Annotated in this window: 17 protein-coding genes; 7 read left to right on the top strand and 10 right to left on the bottom strand. The window is 65.0% G+C overall.

What is annotated here, in order from left to right:
• Positions 1 to 75: 75 nt before the first annotated feature.
• Entirely contained in the window at positions 76 to 1,038 is a 963-nt protein-coding gene (locus BGI01S_RS20695; protein WP_042327878.1) for a helix-turn-helix domain-containing protein, read from the bottom strand.
• 895 nt (positions 1,039 to 1,933) lie between these two features.
• Between BGI01S_RS20695 and BGI01S_RS30630 the strand changes: the two genes are divergently transcribed.
• From BGI01S_RS30630 to BGI01S_RS20705, 3 genes are all read left to right on the top strand, one after another.
• Positions 1,934 to 2,080 (top strand): hypothetical protein, encoded by a 147-nt coding sequence (locus BGI01S_RS30630; protein WP_167335668.1) that lies wholly within the window; start codon positions 1,934 to 1,936, stop codon positions 2,078 to 2,080.
• A 598-nt stretch (positions 2,081 to 2,678) separates the two neighbouring features.
• Positions 2,679 to 3,320, top strand: coding sequence for a LysE family translocator (locus BGI01S_RS20700; RefSeq protein ID WP_042327879.1), 642 nt, complete (start codon positions 2,679 to 2,681; stop codon positions 3,318 to 3,320).
• Positions 3,321 to 3,695: 375 nt separating this feature from the next.
• Positions 3,696 to 4,484: a sulfite exporter TauE/SafE family protein gene (locus tag BGI01S_RS20705; protein ID WP_042327880.1), complete on the top strand. Its 789-nt coding sequence runs from the start codon at positions 3,696 to 3,698 to the stop codon at positions 4,482 to 4,484.
• A gap of 110 nt (positions 4,485 to 4,594) precedes the next feature.
• Here BGI01S_RS20705 and BGI01S_RS20710 read toward each other — a convergent pair whose 3' ends face one another.
• Both BGI01S_RS20710 and BGI01S_RS20715 read right to left on the bottom strand, forming a co-directional pair.
• A complete protein-coding gene (locus tag BGI01S_RS20710) occupies positions 4,595 to 4,843 on the bottom strand; it encodes a hypothetical protein (protein WP_042327881.1) in 249 nt (82 codons plus the stop codon).
• Between the two features lie 306 nt (positions 4,844 to 5,149).
• Entirely contained in the window at positions 5,150 to 5,491 is a 342-nt protein-coding gene (locus BGI01S_RS20715) for a BON domain-containing protein (RefSeq protein ID WP_042327882.1), read from the bottom strand.
• Between the two features lie 606 nt (positions 5,492 to 6,097).
• On the opposite strand from BGI01S_RS20715, the gene BGI01S_RS20720 reads away from it, so the two are divergent.
• From BGI01S_RS20720 to BGI01S_RS20730, 3 genes are all read left to right on the top strand, one after another.
• Complete coding sequence (locus BGI01S_RS20720) at positions 6,098 to 7,714, top strand: TAXI family TRAP transporter solute-binding subunit (protein ID WP_042327883.1); 1,617 nt, start codon at positions 6,098 to 6,100, stop codon at positions 7,712 to 7,714.
• An 89-nt stretch (positions 7,715 to 7,803) separates the two neighbouring features.
• Complete coding sequence (locus BGI01S_RS20725) at positions 7,804 to 8,445, top strand: 2-hydroxychromene-2-carboxylate isomerase (protein WP_042327884.1); 642 nt, start codon at positions 7,804 to 7,806, stop codon at positions 8,443 to 8,445.
• Positions 8,446 to 8,736: 291 nt separating this feature from the next.
• Positions 8,737 to 9,714 (top strand): LysR substrate-binding domain-containing protein, encoded by a 978-nt coding sequence (locus tag BGI01S_RS20730; protein ID WP_042327885.1) that lies wholly within the window; start codon positions 8,737 to 8,739, stop codon positions 9,712 to 9,714.
• A 145-nt stretch (positions 9,715 to 9,859) separates the two neighbouring features.
• On the opposite strand, the gene xdhC is transcribed toward BGI01S_RS20730, so the two are convergent.
• Genes xdhC through xdhA form a run of 3 tightly spaced genes read right to left on the bottom strand, consistent with a single transcriptional unit; the run spans position 9,860 to position 14,412 of the window.
• Positions 9,860 to 10,426, bottom strand: a complete 567-nt coding sequence (xdhC, locus tag BGI01S_RS20735) for a xanthine dehydrogenase accessory protein XdhC (RefSeq protein ID WP_042327907.1) — start codon at positions 10,424 to 10,426, stop codon at positions 9,860 to 9,862.
• A 50-nt stretch (positions 10,427 to 10,476) separates the two neighbouring features.
• Positions 10,477 to 12,843, bottom strand: coding sequence for a xanthine dehydrogenase molybdopterin binding subunit (gene xdhB, locus BGI01S_RS20740; protein ID WP_042327886.1), 2,367 nt, complete (start codon positions 12,841 to 12,843; stop codon positions 10,477 to 10,479).
• Positions 12,844 to 12,882: 39 nt separating this feature from the next.
• A complete protein-coding gene (gene xdhA, locus BGI01S_RS20745; RefSeq protein ID WP_042327887.1) occupies positions 12,883 to 14,412 on the bottom strand; it encodes a xanthine dehydrogenase small subunit in 1,530 nt (509 codons plus the stop codon).
• A gap of 390 nt (positions 14,413 to 14,802) precedes the next feature.
• Between xdhA and BGI01S_RS20750 the strand changes: the two genes are divergently transcribed.
• Positions 14,803 to 16,014: an MFS transporter gene (locus BGI01S_RS20750; protein ID WP_042327888.1), complete on the top strand. Its 1,212-nt coding sequence runs from the start codon at positions 14,803 to 14,805 to the stop codon at positions 16,012 to 16,014.
• A 39-nt stretch (positions 16,015 to 16,053) separates the two neighbouring features.
• Here BGI01S_RS20750 and BGI01S_RS20755 read toward each other — a convergent pair whose 3' ends face one another.
• From BGI01S_RS20755 to aspT (BGI01S_RS20770), 4 genes are all read right to left on the bottom strand, one after another.
• Positions 16,054 to 17,277 (bottom strand): pyridoxal-phosphate-dependent aminotransferase family protein, encoded by a 1,224-nt coding sequence (locus tag BGI01S_RS20755; RefSeq protein WP_042327889.1) that lies wholly within the window; start codon positions 17,275 to 17,277, stop codon positions 16,054 to 16,056.
• A gap of 196 nt (positions 17,278 to 17,473) precedes the next feature.
• Complete coding sequence (locus BGI01S_RS20760) at positions 17,474 to 19,138, bottom strand: bifunctional aspartate transaminase/aspartate 4-decarboxylase (protein ID WP_042327890.1); 1,665 nt, start codon at positions 19,136 to 19,138, stop codon at positions 17,474 to 17,476.
• 90 nt (positions 19,139 to 19,228) lie between these two features.
• Positions 19,229 to 20,911: an aspartate-alanine antiporter gene (gene aspT, locus BGI01S_RS20765; RefSeq protein WP_042327891.1), complete on the bottom strand. Its 1,683-nt coding sequence runs from the start codon at positions 20,909 to 20,911 to the stop codon at positions 19,229 to 19,231.
• A gap of 147 nt (positions 20,912 to 21,058) precedes the next feature.
• Positions 21,059 to 22,741 (bottom strand): aspartate-alanine antiporter, encoded by a 1,683-nt coding sequence (gene aspT / locus BGI01S_RS20770; RefSeq protein ID WP_042327892.1) that lies wholly within the window; start codon positions 22,739 to 22,741, stop codon positions 21,059 to 21,061.
• Between the last annotated feature and the right edge of the window lie 100 nt (positions 22,742 to 22,841).

Here is a 22,841-nt window from a genome sequence, read left to right on the forward strand (position 1 = left end):
CTTATAGTTATCACAAGTCTTCGGAAATACTCGCCGGCGCCGTGCTTCGCGCGGCCGCCGGCTCCCCCGTCGGTCCTACTCGCCGGCCATGCGCCGGCTTTGAATCCTGAATTCGGTCGGAGAAATTCTCATCCGCTTGCGAAACACTTTGGCGAGCCGGTCGCCGTTGCCCATGCCGGTGCGCCGCGCAATCTTGTCGACCGGCAATTCGGATTCGGTCAACAGGCTGCACGTCACCGCGAGGCGTTCGTGCAGCAGAAAGTTCGACGGCGTGATGCCCATTTCCATCTTGAAGCGGCGCAAAAAGTTGCGCTCGCTCATTGCCGCGACCTGCGCCGCATCGGCGATCGAAATCGCCTGCTGGCAGTTCTCCTGCAACCAGCGCGCCGCTGCGCGCACCTTGTCGCCGGGACTCAGGCCGCCGTCTTCGCCAAGCAGCGGCGCGAGGTTCGAGCACGAATCGGCGAGCAGGCGTTCGGCCACCGAGCGCGCGGTGGCCGCGCCCAGATCGCGCTTGATCATCGCGAGCGCGCTTCTCATCGATTCGAGCCGGCCGGCCGCCTCGACGCCCGGCTCCTGCGGCCGCGGATCGACGCTCGTATTGCCGTCGCCCGGGTACGCCGCATCCAGCAACGCCTGGCCCTCCGCAATCGGCCGGATCACGCCGGCCGCGTGGCGAATGCGGCGCAGCCACGCGATCAGTCGAGTGTCGCCGGCGGCCACGCCCGCACCCTTGCCGCCTGCCACGTACAACGCATCGAAGCCGGCGTCATGCCGTGCATCGAGTTGCTCGGTCCACACCCGCAGTCCCGACGACGACCTCACCATGCCGCCGTCGGCGGAGAGAAAAGCCACGTCGTAAAACCAGCCGCCGGTGTCGGACGAAGCGAGCTCGTTCGCCGCCTGGAAGACCTCGGCCACCACGCCCGCGCCTTGCAACGAGCAGTCGTTGAACATCAGGAGCGCGATGCGACGCGTCCCCTTGTTCGGAGCGTGCACCCAGCGCAGCATTGCGGACTCGAGACTCGAGCAGGTCATAGTCATCCTCTTCCCAACTAAAGGATCCACTGTTCACCTTGACGGCCACGAAGAGTCCCGCTTCGTAAGGACATCATAGTGACGGCCGGTCCAGCGCCCAGCCGCGATGACCGAAAGTGCGGACATGTTGGCGCATTGCCTACGCAGGAAGCGAAGTGAGGACCGAACGACCGGGCTCACCTCTTTTCCCCCGCATTAATTCGCAGCGCGACTACGGTTCGCTACGAATGAATAGGCATTTCGCGAATCTTAGTGCACGCAATGGGATGTTTAAGTACGCCACCGCACACTGCGAGGCCCCTCGAAAATGACGCGCGGACAATTCGATTCGCCCGCGATCTCGCACATTCGAAGATATTTTTTTTCGGGAGATAGGCCAAATGAGTTTAGCCGTCTTTACCGTTTGCGCTTTCTCTGATGCGGCCGCAGCAGGCCTCGCTTTACCGAATAAAGCTATGTGGGACAAGGAACGCTGGCCGCGTCACGGCAATAAGTTCTCGGCGTGGCGAAATGCCGATTTAATCGGGCGGATTGCGTGATGGGCCTGAGTGACGTGAGTGCAATAGACCGGCGATACCCGTGGCAAATCATGAATACGGTAAACGGCACCTGTCGCGCGGCGATCGACGGGCTCGCGCCGATTACGTCGAGGAAGAACGCGGTTCAATCCGCCATTGAAACGCGCCAATCGCTCTGCAATTTTCACCACGCGTGGTCGCGTGAGGCATACGCGGGTCACGTTCCGTTGACCACGTGGAGCGAGCGCAATGTCCGCACAAGCTCAGGCGATAAGCCGATAGCGCGAAGCGATGTACCGGGGTCGACGCGCGCCAGCGCACGGAAAACGGCGGCGCCGTGGCGCTACCATGCGTGACCACACGCTGGAGCATTCCATATGAACAGCCTTTCATGGGCGCTGCTAATACTGGCCGCAATGGTCGGCGCATTCCTGTTTGCCGCAATCGGCGCGGCGACTCTGGCACTGCTGCTCGCGCAGGTGTCGGATCGACTCGCGCGCAGCGACGAACAGCGGAATTGCTAGCGCGCTCGCGGCGCGCATATGCGTCCGGCATGGCCTGCGAACGCGCGAGCTCATAAAAATTCCGGCATCGGCGGCGAAATCAGCGCAAACTAGATGACTGCTCCCCTCTGGAGCAAAACGCCAACTGGGAGTTCGTCATGGCAAAAGGTCAAATGCGCAGCAACCGCGAAGTCAAAAAACCGAAGCAGGAGAAGAAACCGCAACCTGCCACGTCGCCATCCGGCGGGACGCCGATCCGTGTAGCGCCGAGCGTCTCGGCGACACAGAAGAAGCATTGAACGAGTCGGCCCGCCCTTACCCGGCGGGCCGAAGTGCTTTATCAGCTGGCAATGGCGCTGCCTGGAAGGACCGGGCGGTGGGATCGCCGTCATCGCCACCGCCAACGTCATCGCGCCGAAAGAACGTGAACGCCCTGTTCACGTCCAAGGGCGCCCGTCGATCACGCGCTTGCCCGGGATTTTCTGTCTCGCTATGCTGACGGACGCGCAAGCGCGCCCGGCGGCGCAAACCGCATGGATCGCGGTACTGCACGAAAAATAAACCGCGACAACAACTCCACTCGCGGCACCAACAAGAACCACCGCTCAAGGGCTTCCCCATGTCCACCACCAGTCTCTTTCTCACTGCTGCGGGCGTCGGCCTCGCGATTGCCGCGCCGGTCGGTCCGATGGGCATGCTGTGCATCCGCCGGACATTGACGGGCGGCCCGCGCGCGGGACTTGCGATCGGCTTCGGCATCGCGTCCGGCGACGCGTTCTACGGACTGATCGCGGCGCTCGGCCTCGTTGGCATCTCGCAGTTCATGCTCGCTTACGATCGCCCGTTGCATCTGCTCGCCGGTCTGTTCCTGCTTTATCTCGGCGTGCGCACGCTGCTGCAGAAGCCGCCCGCCGACACCTCGAACGGCAACGGCGACGGCCGGCTCGCCCAGGTGGGCCGCGCCGGCGCACTGCGCGCTTACGCGAGCGCGTTGCTGCTCACGCTGACCAATCCGCAGACCGTCATCATGTTCGCCGCGCTCTTCACGACGCTCGCACCGCGCGGCGCGTTCTCTCCCGCGATCGCGCTGACCACGGTGGGTGGCGTGTTCGTCGGCTCGATCGCGTGGTGGTGCTTTCTCGTGACGGTGGTGTCGCTCGCGCGTCACGCGATCGGCGCCAGGCTGCGGGTTGCGATCGACCGCGTGGTGGGGCTCACGCTGGCGGCATTTGGGGTCGTCGAGATTCGCCGGGCGCTTTGAGTTGCGCTTGCGGCGAGGCGCCCGGCCGCACTTGGGCCGCGCTTTGACCCGTACTTTGAGTCCGCTTTGAGCAGTACATCGGGCCGTACTTTGAGCCGTACTTTGAAGCGTACGCCGCACTGCACGCCGAGCCGCACTCCAAGCCACTCCCGCCGCCCCCAAACCCCGCGCAGGCGCCTCTGCCCCGATCGCGCACGCAAGCGCAGCAGTTTTGCGACAATAGCGGCTTTCGCCGCGCCGCGGCGGCCCGTGGCGCGCCTGGGTAGAGTAGCCACCCGCAACCTGCACACCAAGTGCCAGCGGCGCGCGGCGGCTCACACGCGCCGGCCCTGCCGCCCAACCATCTCACCCATCCGACCGTCAGCGGTCCGCTCAATGGCACTTCCCCACATCGATCTGCTGTACTCCGTCTCCGGCCTGTTCGTCGGCTTTCTGGTCGGACTGACGGGCGTCGGCGGCGGCTCGCTGATGACGCCGATCCTGGTCCTGCTGTTCAACGTGCATCCGGCCACCGCGGTCGGCACCGACTTGCTGTACGCGGCCGCGACCAAGGCGACCGGCACCCTGGTGCATGGGCTGAAAGGCTCGGTCGACTGGCAGATCACACTGCGCCTCGCCGCCGGCAGCGTACCGGCCGCGACGATCACGCTGATCCTGCTGCATCGCTACGGGATGGACACGCCGGGCGCGAGCCGGCTGATCCAGATCGTGCTCGGCGTGGCGTTGCTGGTGACAGCGGTGGCGCTGGTGTTCCGGCCGCAACTCGCGGCGCTCGGCGCGCGCGGCCAGCGCAAGCCGAAGCAGGGGCGCACGCTCGCGCTAACCATGCTGACGGGCGCGATCCTCGGCGTGCTGGTGTCGCTGACATCGGTGGGCGCGGGCGCGATCGGCGTGACGGTGTTACTGCTGCTGTATCCGTTGCTGCCAACCACGCGGATCGTCGGTTCGGACATCGCGCATGCGGTGCCGCTCACGCTGCTGGCGGGCGCGGGTCATTGGCTGCTCGGTTCGGTCGACTGGTCGATGCTGTTGTCGCTGCTGGTGGGCTCGCTGCCGGGCATTGCGATCGGCAGCTATCTGTCGTCGCGCGCGCCCGATGCGCTGCTGCGCAACCTGCTCGCCGCTACGCTGACGCTGGTCGGCGTGCGCCTCGTGATGGCCTGACGCCCGAACTCAGCCGCCAAAGTCACGACGGACCCAGGCGCTGACGTCGGCACCGACTTGAGCACCGGCCTCAGCGCCGACATCGACAGCACGCCGCCCGACCCGTGCCGCTACTTGAAAAACCGGCAGGTCAGATCGGCCTCGAACTGCCTGATCCATTGACCATGAAGGTCGCGATACGACTGCGTCCAGCCGGCGCGCCGCACCGTGACGAGACGCTCGTGCGCGGGCTCGCCGGCCTTCGCGCTGGCGCTGATGTCGAAGTGCACCGGCGCGTAGCCGTGCCGCGCGCACACCAGTTCGAATGCCGCCCGATCGCCGATCGGCAGATCGGTATAACGAAAAAGCGTGGTTCCCATAGCCTGACTCCGATTCCCATGCGTCACAGTACGCTTCGCGAGCCGTCGAGTCTGTGTTGCAGCGCACGAAGAACTCGTCGCGACGGCGGGAACCGTCATCACGCTTTCACGAAAACATCACGACAAAAAACAAGGGCTAAAAACAAGGGCGAAAAAAAAGCTCCGGCGTAGTGCCGGAGCCCTCGTGCTTCTCTGCTTCAGGACCGCGCGCGCGGTATCGAACCGCTCAAACAGCGTGGGATCGCGTGCGCGACTCGCGCTCGCCGGGCGCGGCCCGATTCGTGCCGCGCACTCGTGGCGAACTGCTTACTGTTGCATGACGGTCAGTTTGTTCGACACCGACTTCACGCCTGCGACGCCCTTCGCGGCTTCGCCGGCTGCATCGATCTGGCCTTGGTCCGGCACCGTGCCCGACAGTGTCACCGCACCGCCGCGAGCGCGCACGGAGATGTTCGATACGTCGAGGCCTTGCGTCTTGGTGAGCGCGCCGCGGACCTTGCGGCCCAGCTGGTTGTTCGCGCGCTTGCCGGCCTTGACGGACGACGCCGCCGATGACGGCGCATCGTTCGACTGCGCGTAGACGACGTTGCATGCCAACACCATTGCCACAACCGAACCCAGTGCTTTCAGATAACCGACCGATTTCATAGTTTCCCTTCTCCTTGGTTTCACATTGGACCGCGTGTAGAAGCGGCTTCGTTACGACTACGGGCGACCTGCGCGAGACGCGTCGAAGTGCGTCGCGCCGCCGGCCGACTATGGCTGCAACACGATGTGCGAGAGGCGGGAGAAGCTGGCTGCCAGGTGCCGCATGCGATGGCGGGCATGCACGCGGTATGGAACCGGCAAGCCGCGAGGATCGTCGGCGGGCCCGGTTCTGGTGTGTCGTGCCGGGTCACGCCGCGCAAACCCTGGTTCGCGGCAGCGATGCTCAATTTAATGCACACGAGCCGGAAGCGCAAAGGGTTTAGTCGTCCGCGTGGCATCACGGCCATGCCGCGTTCACGCCGGCGTCACACCCGGTCACCCGGCGCTCACGATTTGTTACGGGTTTGTCGGCGTCTTGCGCCGCCACGCGTTTCGCCGTCCTGTGAATCTCAGGTACCATCGGCGCGACGCGCGTGGCCGCGCGGCTTGCCCGACATCCGCCGTGGCCGGCCCGGCCGGGCTCGCGCGCGCCGCGCGTCTCACGCGGTTCGTGCGCCGCAGAGCGCCGCCCCTGTCCACTTTCGACCGTAGCCGTCACGTCATCCGATGAAGCCCGCTCCCGGCCGCAGAAGCCCTCCCCGTCTCGTCGCCCGTTTCGTCGCGATCTCCTGGCGCGATCTCGCGGTGTCGTTCGGGCCGCTCGTGCTGCTCGCCGTCGTCGCGATCTGGGCCGCCGTGCGGCTCATCCAGCCCGCCCCGCCCAGTACGCTGACGATCACCACCGGTCCCGAAGGCAGCACCTTCTGGAATGCCGCGCAGAAGTACAAGGCGATTCTGGCGCGCAACCGCATCACCGTGAACGTGCTGGCTTCGGAAGGCTCGCTGCAGAATCTCAAGCGGCTCTCGGACCGGCGGTCGAACGTCGATGTCGGCTTCGTGCAAGGCGGCATCGCGCCCGGCGCGGTGGACAAGAATCTGATGTCGCTCGGCAGCGTCGCCTATGTGCCGCTCGCGGTCTTCTATCACGGGCCGCCCGTCATGTGGCTGTCGGAGTTCAAGGGCCAGCGCCTCGCGGTCGGCGCCGAGGGCAGCGGCACGCGCGAGCTCGCGCTCACGTTGCTCAAGGCCAATGGCATCGTGCCGGGCGGCGCGACCAAACTGCTGCCGCTGTCCGGTGACGACGCCGCCGACGCGCTCATCTCCGGCAAGGTCGACGCGGCCTTCCTCGCCGGCGATTCGGCGCAGCCGGCGGTGATGGGCAAGTTGTATCGCACACCGAACGTGCGCTTCTACGATTTCACGCAGGCCGAGGCGTACACGCGCCGCTTCCCGTATCTGACGCAGTTGAAGATGCCGATGGGATCGTTCGACCTCGGCAAGAATCTGCCGTCGGCGTCGATCAGCATCGTCGCGCCGACCGCCGAGCTGGTGGCGCGCGACTCGCTGCATCCCGCGCTGTCGGATCTGCTGATCGAAGCCGCGCGCGAAGTGCACGGCGGCGCGACCATCATGCAGCGCGCCGGCGAATTCCCCGCACCGCTCGCGCATGACTTCCCGATCAGCGACGACGCCGCGCGCTACTACAAGTCGGGCAAGAGCTTCCTCTACCGGATGCTGCCGTTCTGGGTCGCGAGTCTCGCCGACCGGCTGCTGGTGATCGTGGTGCCGTTGGTGGTGCTGCTGGTGCCGGCGTTGCGTGTCGTGCCGGGGCTGTATGCGTGGCGGGTGAAATCGCGGATTTATCGCTGGTACGGCTCGCTGATCGCGATCGAGCGCAGCGCGCTCAGCGAACACTCGTCGGCGGAGCGCGCGTCGCTGATCGAGCGGCTCGACGCGATCGAGGATTCGGTCAACGGATTGAAGATGCCGCTCGCGTATGCGGACCAGTTTTATGTGCTGCGCGAGCATATCGGCTTCGTGCGTCGGCGGCTGACGGAAAGTCGCGAGGTACAGCGCGATGAAGCGGGCGACTCCGCGGACGGCGGGTCGAATGACGAGTTGGATGGCGAGTCAGCCAGCCGGGTCGGCGACACGACCGACGCACCGAACGAAGCCGGCGGCGCCGAACCCGCACCGCCCTCCTCCGCCGAAGCCCGAGAACCGCATGAGGCACCTGGGACGCATAAGCCGCGAGAGGCCCACGAGGCCTCCGAAGCAGCGGAACTCGGCGCGACGCCCGATCACCCGGCCGACTCCGGCGGCAAAGGTTCCAAACCATATTGACGGGTGCAAGCCGGAGCCGCACCGCGTAAGATCATTACAATTTTGACGTTGTAGCGAACATCGTCAGACAGGCAATTCGGGAGACATTTATGACCGTTGGCATCGACGCCAGGCAACCGCTGTGGTTTTACGACTTTGTCTCGCCGTTCACCTACCTGTTGCTCGAGCAACACGACAAATGGCCCGGCTTCGACTTCGCGTTCACGCCGGTCGTGCTGAACGACCTGTACGCCCACTGGGGACAGCGGCCCGCGTACAGCGTGCCCGCCAAGCGCACCTTCATGTACCGGCATGCGCTGTTTCGCGCGGAGCAACTCGGCATCCCGTACAAGATGCCGCCGGTGCACCCGTTCGATTCGATGAAGCCATTACTGCTGGCCACCGCCGCGAACGGCGACATCAGCTTCGTGCGCGAGATCTTTCGTTTCATCTGGCGTGAAGGCCGCGACCCGTCGAGCGATGCGGCCTTCGCCGAGTTGTGCGAACGCGTCGGCATGCCGGACGGTCCGGAGCGCATCAAGAGCGAGGAAGTGAAAGCGCAATTGCAGCGCAATACGGCGGACGCGATCGGGCTCGGCGTCTATGGCGTGCCAACCTTCCGTCTGAACGATCAGTTGTTCTGGGGCGAAGACGCGTTGCCGATGGTGCTCTACTGCGCGCGCACGCCGAACTGGCTCGAATCGCAGGAAGTGAAGCGGATCAGCTCGCTGCCGTCGGGGCTCGCGGACTAAGCGGTGGAGTGACGGTGCCGTTGAGCGGGTCGGGCTTCAGGCGACACGGGCAGCGGAGTGGTTTGCGATTCGCGGCTCGCCCGGCATCGGCATAGGTTTGCGCCTCGCGCACAATAAGATCGCATCGACGAACGCCCGCTGATGCCGGCCATACCGCACCCGCTATGCCGCTACCCCGCAAACGGGCCTAAGGTTATAACCTTTTGCGCCCCGCACGCGGGCTGTGTCGCGCGACGGCTTCGTCCGACGTTTCGTCGTCAACCGCCGTGCCCGCACCGCCCCGCTTAAACCATGGACGACGACACCGCCGCCTCCCTCGATATCTGGCTCGTGCGCGTGCTGCGCACGCTGCTGGTCGAGCGCAGCGTCACGCAGACCGCGCTGCGTCTGAATCAGACCCAGCCGGCCATCAGCACGGCGCTGCGCAAACTGCGCGAGACGCTGAACGACCCGATCCTCGTGCGCGGCAAAGCGGGCATGGTGCCGACCGAATACGGCGAATCGCTGCTCGCGAGCGCGCAACGCGTGCTGCGCGAAGTCGATTTCGTCGCGACGCCGCATGGCGACTTCGACCCCGGCCGCTCGCGCCGCACTTTTCGCGTGGCCGCGCCCGATTATCTGAACGACTTCTTCATGCCGACCGTGATCGCGCAGTTTCGCGAAGCGGCGCCGCATGCGCGGCTCGAAATCGAATCGCTTGGGCCGCTGCTCGATCACCCGGCCGCGCTCGACGCCGGCGAACTCGATCTGGTGATCGGCAACTGGCCGAAGCCCGACGCGCGTTTCGCACGCAGCGATCTGTTCTCGGATACCGTGGTCTGCCTGATGCGCGCCGATCATCCGCTGACCCGCGCGCCAATGACGCGCGAAGCGTATCTCGCGGCGCCCCATCTCGCGCCGACGCCCTATAGCGGCGCGCGCGGCGGCGCGATCGACACGGGCTTCGCGCGCGCGCACGCCGAGCGGCGCATCGTGGCGACGCTGCCCTACTTCGGGCTGGTGCCGCAGACGCTGCTGCAATCGGATCTGATCTTCACGACGACGCGCCGCTTCGCGATGCACTACGCCGACATGTTGCCGCTCGCGGTGGTCGAGGTGCCGATCGCGTTTCCACGCATCAAGTGCTATCAGCTATGGCATCCGCAGCCGGACCGGCCGAGCGATGTCGGCTGGTTGCGCGCGTTGATGTCGCAAGTGTCGGATGGATTGGTCGCGCGGAAAGTGCGTCGTGGGAAGCGGACCCGGCAGAACGACGTGCCGGGCAAGTAGAAGGGGAAATTTTGCGCGGCGCGGGCGTTCCGGAATGCGACGCCCGCGTGTGCCGCATGTGTACCGCATGTGCCGCGTGTGCCGTGCTAAAGCGCCAGCGTGAATGAGTGCCGGTGCAGCAGACAGCAGACAGGCGCAGTCCGCGTCAAACGCTCGCGCAGAGCTTTTGCGTGGCGACCTGCGCCACCACTTGCCGCGTGCGGATTTGCAGCAGTTCCGCGCACACCGCGACCGCGATCGCCGACGGCGCTTTATCGACGATGCCGTCCACCCCGATCGGGCACGTCATCTCCACGAGCCGATCCGCCTCCACCCCGCGCTCGATCAAACGCCGCTCGAATTTCACGCGCTTGGTCTTCGAGCCGATCATGCCGAAGTAAGTGAAGTCGCGTCGCCGCATGATGCGCGCGGCCAGCGAAAAATCGAGCGCGTGGTTGTGCGTCATCACAAGAAAGTACGTGCCGGGCGGCGCCGTATCGACGATCGCATCGGGCGTGTCGGTCGCTTCGATCTGCACGTTGGCGGGCGTCTCATCAGGGAACAGTTCGTCGCGCTCGTCGACCCACTGGACCACGCACGGCAAGCTGCCGAGCAGCCTGACGAGCGCATGCCCGACGTGTCCCGCGCCGAACAGCACGATGTGCATCGGCACCGGACGCTGCGTCGGCACCGCGCTGCGCCGACCGATCTGAATGGGCAAAGCATCGTTCATGGCGATCATCCCGGTGAGCGGAGGATTCACGTGCGCGTTACCCGGCGCGCTCATTGCCGCGCCGCCGCAACCGCGGCCCGCACCGCGCCGACCGCCTTGAGAATTTCCTCGCTGGTCGCGGGTGCGTTCAACGGCGGATTGACCTTGTGCTCGCCCACCGCCGACACCGCGTCGCGCACCGCGAAGAACACCGAGAACGGCAGCAGCAACGGCGGCTCGCCGGTCGCCTTCGAACGATGGATGCTGTCCTCGGCATTGCGGTTTTTAAAGAGCCGCACGCGGAAGTCGGGCGGCGTGTCGTTGACGGTCGGAATCTTGTAGGTCGACGGCGCATGCGTCATCAGCTTGCCGCCCGCATTCCAACACAACTCTTCGGTGGTGAGCCAACCCATCCCCTGGATGAACGCGCCTTCCACCTGACCGACGTCGAGCGCCGGGTTCAGCGACGCGCCCACGTCATGCAGCGCGTCCGCGCGCAGCACGCGCATTTCGCCGGTCAGCGTGTCGATCACCACTTCCGCCACCGCCGCGCCATACGAGTAATAGTAGAACGGCCGGCCTTGCAGCTTCGATTGATCCCAGTAGAGCTTCGGCGTCGCGTAGAAGCCGTCCGACCAGAGCTGGACCCGCGCGAGGTAGGCCTTCGCGATCACCTCTTCGAACGGCACGATCACATCGCCGACCATCACGCGGTCGTGCGCGAAGCGCACATCGGCGGCAGTCACCCGCCCCGCGCCGAAACGCTCGGCGGCAAATGCGGACAGACGTTCGCGCAACTGGCGCGCGGCGTCCTGCGCGGCCTTGCCGTTCAGATCGGACCCGGTCGATGCAGCAGTGGCCGACGTATTGGCGATCTTGCTGGTATCGGTGGCCGTCACGCGAATCCGGTTGAAGCCGACGCCCAGTTCATGCGCGACGACCTGCGCGACCTTCGTGTTCAAACCCTGGCCCATTTCGGTGCCGCCGTGGTTCACCAGCACCGAACCGTCGGTGTAGATGTGCACGAGCGCGCCGGCCTGGTTGAAGTGCGTGACGTTGAACGCGATGCCGAACTTGACCGGCGTCAGCGCGAGCCCCTTCTTCAGCACTTCGTTGTTTGCGTTGAATTCGTCGATCGCCGCGCGGCGCGCGCGGTATTCGCTGGTCGCTTCCAGTTCGTCGATCAGCTCATGAATCACGTTGTCTTCGACGACCTGCCCGTAGGGCGTCTGGTTGCGCTCGGTCTTTCCGTACAGATTGCGGCGGCGCACGTCGAGCGCATCCTCGCCCACCGAGCGCGCAGCGTTGTCCAGAATGTATTCGATCGCGAACGCGCCTTGCGGGCCGCCGAAGCCGCGAAACGCGGTGTTCGACTGCGTGTTGGTCTTGCCGCAAAAGCCGTCGATCGTCACGTCCGACAACCAGTACGCGTTATCGAAGTGGCACAGCGCGCGCGTCATCACCGGGCCGGACAGGTCGGCGGAAAAACCGCAGCGCGAAGTCATGTCGACCGCGACGCCGTCGATCACACCCTGGTCGTCGTAGCCGACTTCATACGTGTAGTGAAAATCGTGGCGCTTGCCGGTGACCATCATGTCGTCGTCGCGGTCCGGGCGCAGCTTCACCGGGCACAGCAGCTTCCACGCGGCGAGCGCCGCGCAGCACGCGAACAGACCCGACTGCGATTCCTTGCCGCCAAAGCCGCCGCCCATGCGCCGGCATTCGATCAGCACGTTGTGCGAAGCCACGCCCAACGCGTGCGCGACGAGGTGCTGCATTTCGGTCGGGTGCTGCGTCGAGCAGTAGACGTGCATGCCGTCGTCATCCTTCGGCACCGCGTACGAAATCTGCCCTTCCAGATAGAACTGCTCCTGGCCGCCGAGCAGCATTTCACCGGTCTCGCGATGCGCGGCGCGCGCGATCTTCGTGGCGGCTTCGCCGCGCGCGAGTTTCATCGGCGGCAGTACGGACTGGTTGGCGGCACGCGCCTGCTGCGCGGTCAGGATCGCCGGCAATTCCTCATAGACGACTTCGGCGCGGCGCGCGGCGAGCCGGGCCGTTTCATGCGACGTCGCGACCACGATGAAGATCGGCTGGCCGATATATTGCACGAGGCCGTCGGCGAGAATCGGATCGTCGCCGTGGATGATCGGGCCGACGTCGTTGACGCCGGGGATGTCGTCGGCAGTGAAGATCGCGACCACGCCGGGCGTGGCGCGCACCTTGTCCACCGAGATCGACACGATCTTCGCATGCGCCTTCGACGACAGTCCGAGCGCGGCGTGCAGCGTGCCGGCGAGCGTCGGGATGTCGTCGGTGTAGGTGGCGCGGCCGCTCACGTGCAAATGCGCGGACTCGTGCGGACGCGAGACGTGGACCTGGGTGAAGTCGTCGAGATCCTGAAGGTCTTTCAGGAACGGCTCGGCTTGCTGATTCATTGTGAGGTTCTCCGTATCCTTCGTGGACTTGCCCGCGTATCAGGCGCTCGCGCCAGCAGGCGCGCACGCGGCGACGACCGCGCGCACGTCGAGCGCGCTCTTCGGCAGCGGATTGTGCGGCCGCGTTTCGAGCCAGAAGCGGTACAGCGTGTTCTTCGCGGCTTCGAGCCGGTAGTTGCTGGTCGCGCGCATGTCGGACAGCGGCGCGTAGTCGTTGCCGAGCGCGAGCATCGCGGCCTGCGCGGTGGCTTCGTGCCATTCGGCGTCGCGCAGCACGGCTTCGGCGTGGGTCGCGCGCTTCGGTGTCGCGGCCATCCCGCCGAACGCGATGCGCGGCTCGCGGATCAGCTTGCCTTCGGCGATGAACGAGAACGCCGCGCACACCGCCGAGATATCCGAATCGAAACGCTTCGAGAGTTTGTAGGTGCGGAATTGCAGTTTTTCACGTGCGCCACTGCGCGTGGGCACTTTCAGCCCGAGCACGAACTCGTGCTCCGCCATGTCCTTCTTCTGGTACGCGAGGTACAGGTCTTCGAGCGGCATCTCGCGCTCGATCTCGCCGCCTCGCACGATCACACGCGCACCGAGCGCGATCAGCCCCGGCATCGAATCGCCGATCGGCGAACCGTTCGCGATGTTGCCGCCGAGCGTGCCGGCATTGCGAATCGGCAGCGACGCGAAGCGTTGCCACATTTCGGTCAACTCGGGGTACTGCTTCGCGATCTCCGCATACGCCTTTTCGACGCTCACGCCCGCGCCGATCTCGATCCAGTCGCCCGTGGTTTCGAGCTTCTGCAATTCGGCGATCTGCCCGACGTAGACGATGTTGCCCAGCTCGCGCATCTGCTTGGTGACCCACAGCCCGATGTCGGTGCTGCCCGCCAGAATGCGCGTGGCCGGCTCGGCCTCCTTCAGCTTCGCGAGCGCGGCGACGCTGCGCGGCGCGTCGAACCGCTGGCCGGCGTGTTCGTAGTGGAAGGTGTCGTCGCGCTCCAGCGTGGCGAGCGTCGCGGCGAGCGCGGCGACATTGACCGGTGCTTTCGGCGCGGGCGCTTCGAACATGCGCACGGCCGCATCCACGATCGGCCGGTAGCCGGTGCAGCGGCACAGGTTGCCGGTCAGCGCATTGCCAATGGCTTCGCGCGACGGCACCGTGCGGTTCGCGCAGCCCTGCTCGTGGCCGTGCTTCTCGTACAGCGACCACATCGACATGACGAAGCCCGGCGTGCAGAAGCCGCACTGCGAGCCGTGGCACTCCACCATCGCCTCCTGCACCGGATGAAGCGAACCGTCCGGCTGGCGCAAATCTTCGACGGTGTAGAGCGCTTTGCCGTCGAGTGTCGGCATGAACTGGATGCACGCGTTGACCGCCTTGAAGTCGACACCGTCCGCTTCGTTGCGCTCGCCGAGCACGACCGTGCACGCGCCGCAATCGCCTTCGGCGCAACCTTCCTTGGTGCCGGTGCAATGCGCGTCCTCGCGCAGATACTGGAGGACCGTGCGGGTGACGGGTGCGTCCTTGATCTCGCGGATCGCGTTGCGGTGATAAAAGCGAATCGGCTCAGTCATGTCTCGTTACTCTCGAATGTTCTGTGTCCATCAGGACGTGCTGCAGCGATGGTTCGAAAACTATCACCGTCAATAAAGGCAACCCATAGCGCGAATCGCATGCGGGACATATCCGCAAAGCGATAGAGAGGCCGTTTTGAGCACGAGTCCGCTTATGTTGAAGCCGATTTTTTGCCGTGTATTGGGTGTTTTTGCCGGTGAACGGCCAGCGGTCATCATGGCATGCGGCGCTGCGTATTCAAAAATGCGGGCGCCGGCAAGTGAAATCGCGCCACTCTGCGGGGGTTCGCGAGCCCGGTCAGCGGGACAAATAATTATGCAAACGCAGCAGGAGAATCGGTTCCATGGGAAAATCACGCCTTCTCGCCGATTTCAAGTCTCGTTTTCCCCATGTCCACCGACTCAGCGCCAACTCGCAGCGAATTTGCGACGACCCTGCAAATCATTCCGGTCGTCTTTTTCACGTTTCTTTGCTACCTGACAATCGGCATTCCGCTCGCGGTGCTGCCCGGCTACGTCCACGGCGACCTCGGCTACAGCGCGGTGCTGGCCGGTGCGGCGATCAGCGTGCAATACCTGGCGACGCTGGCCTCGCGCCCGCTCGCCGGTCGCTCCGCGGATACGCTGGGGCCGAAACGCACGGTATCGATCGGCCTGCTGGGTTGCGGCGCGAGCGGGGTCCTGCTGCTCGTCGCCGTGTTGTGCGGACACTGGCCGGTGCTGAGTCTCACGCTGCTGGTGTTTAGCCGCCTCGTGCTCGGTTTCGGCGAAAGCCTGTGCGGCACCGGCGCGATTCTGTGGGGCATCGGCCGGGTCGGCACGAGCAACAACGCGCGGGTGATTTCGTGGAACGGCATCGCGACGTATGGCGCGCTGGCGATCGGCGCGCCGCTCGGCGTCGCGATCGAACGCTCGATCGGCTTTGCCGCGCTCGGCATTCTGGTGATTGCGCTGGCCGCGCTCGGCTACTACCTGGCGCGCCTGATCGCGCCGGTGCCGGTCGTTCATGGCGAGCGGATGTCGTATCGCAGCGTGTTCACGCGCGTGCTGCCGCATGGCATCGGCCTCGCGCTCGGCTCGGCCGGCTTCGGCTCGATCGCCACCTTCATCACGCTGTTTTATGCCGCGAAGAACTGGCCGAATGCGGCTTTGTCGCTGACCGTGTTCGGCACGTTGTTCATCGGCGCGCGCCTGCTGTTCGCCAACACGATCAAGACCTACGGCGGATTCCGCGTCGCGATCGCGTCGTTCTCGTTCGAGTGCGTCGGTCTGCTCATGCTGTGGCTGGCGCCCGAGCCGCATATCGCGCTGGCCGGCGCCGCATTGACCGGCTTCGGTTTCGCGCTGGTATTCCCGGCGCTCGGCGTCGAAGCGGTCGGGCTCGTGCCGCCGGCGAGCCGCGGCGCGGCGTTGTCCGCGTACTCGGTGTTCCTGGATCTGTCGTTGGGGATTACCGGGCCGTTGGCCGGGTACATCGCCGGAGAGTTCGGCTATGCGTCGGTGTTCCTGTTCGCCGCGATTGCCGCGGCCGCGGCGGTGGCGCTGTCCACCGTGCTTTATCTGCGCAATGCCAAGGTGACCAACCTGCCCGCCGCGTTGTGACAGAACTGTTTTTTGCCTGCGCGCCGCGCAGGCAAAAAACTACCTTCCGCCCGACAGACCGCGTTCGAGCGCCGCGACACCCGCCGGCAAATCGACCTTCACGCCGAGATCGACCATCGTCCTGCCGAGCGCATGCACGGTGCGAAACAGATTATGTTCGCGGCACTGCTCGCCCATCTGCCCGATGCGGACAATCGGCAAGCCGAACGAGCCCGAGATTTCCACCTGATGCTGCCGAGAAATATGCGAGCAGACATCTGCGGGACTCAAACCGCCGGGCACTTCGATGCCGACCACCGAATTCAACCGGCAAGCCTGCGGCGCGTACAACTGCAAGCCCAGCGCCGTGACGCCCTGCTGCAATGCCTGCGAACACTTCAGATGACGCGCGAAGCGCTTTTCCAGCGTCTCGGCGCACACCAGCCGCAAGGCCTCGTGCAACGCGAGCACGCCCGACACCGGCGCCGTGTAGTGATAGCCGGCGTTATGCCAGAAGTTCTCCGCGAGCGACGCGTCCAGGCACCAATGCGCATTCGGCGCGGTGCGCCCTTTGACGCGCGCCCATGCCGCGTCGGAAAACGCGATCAGCGACACGCCCGGAATCGACGACAAACCCTTCTGCCCGCCGGTGATCACCGCGTCGATGCCCCACGCGTCCATTTCCAGCGGCATCGTGCTCAACGTGCACACCGCGTCGACGATCACCAGCGCGCCCGCCGCCTTCGCCAGCGCGGCGATGTCCTTCAGGTGGTAATTCCACACCGTGTTCGACGTCTCGCCCTGCACTACCGTCACGATCTCGGGCCGCTCGCGGCGGATCGTTTCAGCGATCAGGTCAAGACTCGCGACCGCGCGGTCGGCGACTTCGAGCGTACTCACCCGCGCGCCGACGCGCCGGCCCATCTCGCCCATGCGGTCGCTGAAGAAGCCGTTCTTGATGCACAACACGCGCGTGCCTTCCCACGCCAGGTTGGAGATCGCCATTTCCATCGCGGCCGACCCCGGCCCCGCGACGCCCAGCACCCACTTCGATCGCGTCTGGAACACGTAGCGCGCCATCGTCTTCACCTGCGTGATGACCTTCACCATCGTGCCGCCCAGGTGATTGATGACGATGGTGTTGGCCTTGGCCACGGCCGCGGGAATCGGCACGGGGCCGGCGCCCATCATCAGAAGCGGTTCTTCGGGGAGGATGGCGTCGAGCGATTCGACAACCGGACAGGGCACTGCGGAAGCAACGTGGGAAGTTGATGAAGTCGGCATGGTCGGTACGTGAATGTCAGAACGCAAAGGAACGTGTGGCCTCGCCAACCATGACGCCGGCGAGGCCACTCGTCCGATCATTCACTGATCCGCGCGATTGCGCAAGTTTTTTGACCATGCTTGACGACGCGTTCGCGCCGGCCGTCTCAATCTAAGTGCGAACAGAGAGGCAAACGGCGGCGCGAACGGCAGTGCGTCATTTCACCTTGGTCTTGTCGAGTTTCTTGCCGGTCGCCGCGTTGAAACGCTCGACATACTCTTCGATCAGCTTGCGCAGCGCGCGGCCGATTTTCCGGTAGTCGGCCTCGTTGAGATTGGCCAGCGACACGCGCCCCGACGGATGCTGAGTTCCGAAGCCCCGGCCCGGCAGCAGCACCACCCGCGCTTCACGCGCGAGCCGGAACAGCAACTCGGTGGGCTGGGTGTTCTTGTAAAGCCAGTCGACGAATTCGCGGCCATACGCCCGTTCGCCAAGGAACTCGATGTCGAGAATCGTGTAGTAGTCGACCTGGTTCGGGTCCTCGTCCTCGAACGTAATGCCGACCTCTTCGTAAAGCGCCTGCTTGCGCTTGCGGATCAGGCGCTTCAGCGCGTTCTTGTACGCATCCGGCGTGTCCATCAGCGAGAACAGCGAAAACAGCACCATCTGCACCTGCTGCGGCGTCGACAGACCCGCCGTGTGATTCAGCGCGACGGTGCGGCTGTCGGCAACCAGCCGGTCGATAAATTTGAGCTTGTCCGGCTCGGTCGTGATCGACTCGTAGCGCTCGTGCAACTGCGCCTTCGCGTCTTTCGGCAGCTCGCCGATCAGCTTGTCGAGCACGTTGTCCCGATGCGTCGCGATCGCGCCCAGCCGCCAGCCGGTCGCGCCGAAATACTTCGAATACGAGTACACAAGGATCGTGTTCTTCGGTGCAAGCGCGAATAGCGACACGAAGTTGTCCGCGAAAGTGCCGTACACGTCGTCGGTCAGCAGAATCAGGTCGGGCCGTTCCTTGACGATGTCGGCGATGTACTGAAGGCTCTCGTCGTCCATCTTCACCGACGGCGGATTGCTCGGATTCACGAGGAAGAACGCCTTCACTTTCGGATCGCGCAGCTTGTCGAGTTCCTTCTTCGAATACTGCCAGCCGTTCGCGACGTCGGCTTCGAGATTCACGACGTTCAGCCTGTAGTCGTTCAGGCGCGGAATCTCGATGTACGGCGTGAAGATCGGCATGCCGAGCGCGATCGTGTCGCCCGGCTTGATCAGGTGATTCTCGCGCATCGTGTTGAAGATGTAGGTCATCGCCGCCGTGCCGCCTTCCACCGCGAACACATCGAACTCGCCGACGAATGGATGCTTGCCGATCATCTCGCGACGCAAATACTGCCCGACGATCAGCTCGGACAGCTTGAGCATCCGGTCCGGCACCGGGTAGTTCGACGCGAGAATCCCTTCGCACATTTCATAGAGGAAATCGGTCGCGGAATAGCCGAGCTGATCGCGCACATACGACACCGCGCCGCGCAGGAAGTCGATGCCCGCCACCCCCTTGTTCTCGCGCAGGAACAGATCGAACCGCTCCGTCAGGCCTTCCTTTTTCGGAAAGCCGCCGACGCCCTCCGGCATATACGCGAACGAGCGCTCCGACTCGCGCATCGCAAAGAGGCCGAGTTGCCAGAAGCCGTGACGCGGAATGGTCGCAAGGAAATTCGGATTGCCGCGCCCGGCGTTGAGCATCGACGCGTTCGCCGGCCGCTCCACCGCGCTGCCGCCGGCGGCCTTGATCAGCTCGTCCTTGAGTTCGAACGGGCTGAGCGCGGCCAGGCCTTCCTTCGCCATGTCGCCTTGTTTCTTGTCGCCCTTCTCTTTTGCCATGATGCGTTCTCCAATGAGCCAGGTGAAAGACGCCGACGTGTCGAACCTTTGCCCGGTTGCCGGCGTACCAGAGATCGAGGAATGCGTGCGCTACACGAGTCCGACCACCAGCGGGCCGAGCAGCGTCAGCGCGACGTTCGCGATTGCATAGGTGATCGCGAACGGCACGGTCGGCACCGCGCTTTCCGCCTTGTCGAGCACGCCGCCGAACGCCGGGTTCGCGCTGCGCGAGCCGGACAGCGCGCCGGCCAGGATCGCGGCGTTGTTGTACTTGAGCACGTAGCGGCCGAACAGCATGGTCAGCAACAGCGGGAACAACGTGACGAACACGCCGAGCAGGAAGATCGTCAGGCCACTCTGTTTGACCGTCACCACCGCCTGCAAGCCGGAGTTCAAGCCCACCACCGCGACGAACGCGGCGAGCCCGAAGTCCTTGAGCAATTGCGACGCCGCCGACGGCATCGCACCGTACATCGGATGCTTGCCGCGCATCCAGCCGAACAGCAGCCCGGCCAGCAGGCAGCCGCCGCCCGAGCCGAGCGTGAGCGGAATGCCGCCGACGTTGAGGACGATCAGCCCGATCAGCAGACCCAGCACGAGACCGACGCCCATGTAGATGAAGTCGGTCTTGTTGCTATACGGGAGTTCGTAGCCGGCGGCGTCGACCGCGCGCTTGGTGTCTTTCGGCGAACCGTAGAAGGTGATCACGTCGCCATGCTCGATCTTGGTTTCCGGCAGGATCGGCAGCGGCTGACCGGCGCGCGTGATGCGCTGGATATAGACGCCGTGGCGCATGTCGCGGTCCACCAGTTGGCGCGCGGCGGCGAGCGTCGTGTGATTCATGCCTTTCTTGGTGAAGACGCCTTCGCGCGTCTGCATGACGACGCCCACGTCGCCGACATCGGCGACCTCGTTGCCGTTCGAGCCAAACGCGACGACGGCTTCGCGACGGCCCACCACCAGCACGATGTCGTCGGGCTGCAGCACCAGATCGGGCGCGGGGTCGAGCGCCTTGCCGTCACGCTTGATGCGCTCGATCGTCAGAAAGTCTTCATGCAAGGTTTCGACGGCCTTCACCGTCTTGCCCGCACTGACGTCGATCTTGTACGCGCGGCCCACCAGTTCGGGCAATGCAAGAACCTGCCCCGGCCCTTGCGACGGCGCGCCGGCCGCAAGCTCGCGCTCCGCTTCGATCGACGCGTCGCGCAGGCTCTGCCCCATGAACTTCGGCAGGATGTTCACGCAGACGATGATCGCGCCGAGCGAGCCGAACACATAGGTCACCGCGTATGCAATCGCCACGTCCGATTGCAGCAACTTGACCTGATCGGCGGGAAGACCCAGGCGCGCGATCGCGTCGCCCGCCGTGCCGATGATCGCCGATTGCGTCAGCGCGCCGCCGGCAAGACCGGCCGCGAGTCCCTTGTTCAGATGGAACAGCTTCGCGCACACCACCACGGTGATCAACGCGCTGACCGCGAGAAACACCGCCATCGCGATCTCACGCAACGTCTTGCGGTTCAACGAATTGAAGAAGCCCGGCCCGGAGTCATAGCCGACCGCGTAGATGAACACGGCGAACATCACCGACTTCACGCCGTTGTCGATCGTCACGCCCGCCTGGCTGATGACCACCGCCGCCAGCAGCGAACCGCCGACGCCGCCTAACTGGAACTTGCCGAAGTTGATCTGCCCGATGAAGTAGCCGGCTGCGAGCGACAGAAACAGCGCAATCTCGGGTGATTTCTGAAAGATGTGATGTAGCCAGTCCATCGTGCCCTCGCTGATTAGTTGGCGATACTGAGTACTGGATGCCGGGTGTTGCCTGCGCACGATGCGCGCGGTCCGTCGCGCGCCTCGTGCGTGATGCCACATCGGCCGCGGGTGGCATCGCGCGCCACACGCGGTCCATCCGTCCGCCTAGCCGACCTTGCCGGCGAGGCCCACCACCACCGGACCCATCAACGGCAGCAGGATGTTCGAGAGTGCGTAGGTGATCGTGTAGCCGATCACCGGTGTCGAGTTGCCGGTCACGCCGACCAGCGCGCTGATCGCCGGCGTGCTGCATTGCTGGCCCGCGATCGCGCCGAGCAGCATCGGCGCTTCGAGCTTGAGAAACACGTGGCCGATCCACAGCGACAGCAGGCCCGGCACCAGCACCATCAGAATTCCGGCGAGCGGCAACGCGAGGCCGTATTCGCGCACCAGCTTGATCGCGTCCGGTCCCGCCGACAAACCCACGGCGGCGATGAAAGTAGCGAGGCCGAAGTCCTTGAGAATTTGCGCGGCCGCCGAAGGCAGCGAGCCGACCAGCGGATGACGCGAACGGATCCAGCCGAATAGCAGGCCCGACAGCAGGCAGCCGCCGCCCGTGCCGAGCGCGATCGACACGCCGCCGATCTGTCCGCCCAGATGGCCGATCGCCATGCCGACCAGCACGCCGAGGCCGAGATAGACGAAGTCGGTTTTCTGCGTCGCGGGCAGCACGTAGCCGAGACGCTTTGCGCCGCGCTCGACGTCCGCCTTGGCGCCGACCAGGGTCAGCACGTCCCCTCGATTGAGTTCGGTGCCGGGCAGCGCGGGCACCGTGCTTTCGAGCCGCGTGACGGCCGCGATGTAGACGCCGCGCCCCTCTTCCGGTTTCGCCTGGTCACGCACCTGGGCGATCGTCCGGCCATGCAGGTCGCGCCGCGTCAGCACGACGTCGAGCTTCTCGGCGAAGACCTGGCCGAAGCCCGCGCCGTCCACTTCTTCGCCAAGACCGGCCGCTGCCGCGACGACCGCTTCGCGCCGCCCCGCCACCAGGATGAGATCGCCCGCCGCGAGGGGCAGTTGCGGATCGACCGGGACGTCGGCACCGTTGCGCTGGAGCTGCTCGACGGTGAGGTTGAAGCCGTGCCGCTGTTCGAGCGCATACACCGTGACGCCAGCCGCCGCGCCAACCCGAAATACGCGGCCGACGAGCGCCGGCGCCGCCGCGCGCTGCCCCTCGCCAAACGCACCGCTGCCGCCGAGCTTGCGCCACACGCGCTCGGCTTCGTCGCGCAGATTGATACGCAGCAGCAACGGCGCGAACTGGCTCGTAAACAGGACGATGGTGATCAGGCCGAACAGGTAGCTCACGCTATAGGCAGTCACGATGTTGGCCTGCAGACGCAGCGTTTCCGCGTCGCCGAGGCCGAGCTTGCCGATGGCCTCGGACGCGGTGCCGATCACCGCCGACTCGGTCGCGGCGCCCGCCAGCAAGCCCGCCGCCGTGCCGATGTCGAGCCGCATCACGCTCACCGCGATCATGATCAGCACGAGCACCGACACGATCTCGATGACCGACAGCAAACCGTAGCGCCAGCCCCGGCCGATATTGGCGAAAAATTGCGGGCCGCCGGTAAAACCGAGCGCGAAGATGAACAGCGCGAATGCGATGTTCTTGAGATCGGGAGCCAGCCGCGCGCCCGTCTGACCCAATATCAATGCGACGATCAACGTGCCGCATACCCCGCCGAGCTGAATTGGTCCGACGCGAAACGAGCCAATAAAATATCCGATTGCAAGACTTACAAACAGCGCGATCTCTGGTTGCGATTTCAGCAATTCACCGATCATGTTGGCTCGCCGACTAACGGGTTTATTAGCAGAATGCTGAAGACAAATCGCTCGGAATCCGAATAACGCCCCACCGATCGGGCTGAATCAGGCAATGGCG

It is taken from the genome of Paraburkholderia ginsengisoli NBRC 100965 (assembly GCF_000739735.1).
Taxonomy (GTDB): Bacteria; Pseudomonadota; Gammaproteobacteria; order Burkholderiales; family Burkholderiaceae; genus Paraburkholderia; species Paraburkholderia ginsengisoli.

What these genes read in the sequence shown, in the direction of transcription:
- BGI01S_RS20695 (WP_042327878.1), bottom strand. Translation starts at nt 1,038, where the DNA reads ATGACCTGCTCGAGTCTCGAGTCCGCAATGCTGCGCTGGGTGCACGCT.
- BGI01S_RS30630 (WP_167335668.1), top strand. Translation starts at nt 1,934, where the DNA reads ATGAACAGCCTTTCATGGGCGCTGCTAATACTGGCCGCAATGGTCGGC.
- BGI01S_RS20700 (WP_042327879.1), top strand. Translation starts at nt 2,679, where the DNA reads ATGTCCACCACCAGTCTCTTTCTCACTGCTGCGGGCGTCGGCCTCGCG.
- BGI01S_RS20705 (WP_042327880.1), top strand. Translation starts at nt 3,696, where the DNA reads ATGGCACTTCCCCACATCGATCTGCTGTACTCCGTCTCCGGCCTGTTC.
- BGI01S_RS20710 (WP_042327881.1), bottom strand. Translation starts at nt 4,843, where the DNA reads ATGGGAACCACGCTTTTTCGTTATACCGATCTGCCGATCGGCGATCGG.
- BGI01S_RS20715 (WP_042327882.1), bottom strand. Translation starts at nt 5,491, where the DNA reads ATGAAATCGGTCGGTTATCTGAAAGCACTGGGTTCGGTTGTGGCAATG.
- BGI01S_RS20720 (WP_042327883.1), top strand. Translation starts at nt 6,098, where the DNA reads ATGAAGCCCGCTCCCGGCCGCAGAAGCCCTCCCCGTCTCGTCGCCCGT.
- BGI01S_RS20725 (WP_042327884.1), top strand. Translation starts at nt 7,804, where the DNA reads ATGACCGTTGGCATCGACGCCAGGCAACCGCTGTGGTTTTACGACTTT.
- BGI01S_RS20730 (WP_042327885.1), top strand. Translation starts at nt 8,737, where the DNA reads ATGGACGACGACACCGCCGCCTCCCTCGATATCTGGCTCGTGCGCGTG.
- xdhC (WP_042327907.1), bottom strand. Translation starts at nt 10,426, where the DNA reads ATGAACGATGCTTTGCCCATTCAGATCGGTCGGCGCAGCGCGGTGCCG.
- xdhB (WP_042327886.1), bottom strand. Translation starts at nt 12,843, where the DNA reads ATGAATCAGCAAGCCGAGCCGTTCCTGAAAGACCTTCAGGATCTCGAC.
- xdhA (WP_042327887.1), bottom strand. Translation starts at nt 14,412, where the DNA reads ATGACTGAGCCGATTCGCTTTTATCACCGCAACGCGATCCGCGAGATC.
- BGI01S_RS20750 (WP_042327888.1), top strand. Translation starts at nt 14,803, where the DNA reads ATGTCCACCGACTCAGCGCCAACTCGCAGCGAATTTGCGACGACCCTG.
- BGI01S_RS20755 (WP_042327889.1), bottom strand. Translation starts at nt 17,277, where the DNA reads ATGCCGACTTCATCAACTTCCCACGTTGCTTCCGCAGTGCCCTGTCCG.
- BGI01S_RS20760 (WP_042327890.1), bottom strand. Translation starts at nt 19,138, where the DNA reads ATGGCAAAAGAGAAGGGCGACAAGAAACAAGGCGACATGGCGAAGGAA.
- aspT (WP_042327891.1), bottom strand. Translation starts at nt 20,911, where the DNA reads ATGGACTGGCTACATCACATCTTTCAGAAATCACCCGAGATTGCGCTG.
- aspT (WP_042327892.1), bottom strand. Translation starts at nt 22,741, where the DNA reads ATGATCGGTGAATTGCTGAAATCGCAACCAGAGATCGCGCTGTTTGTA.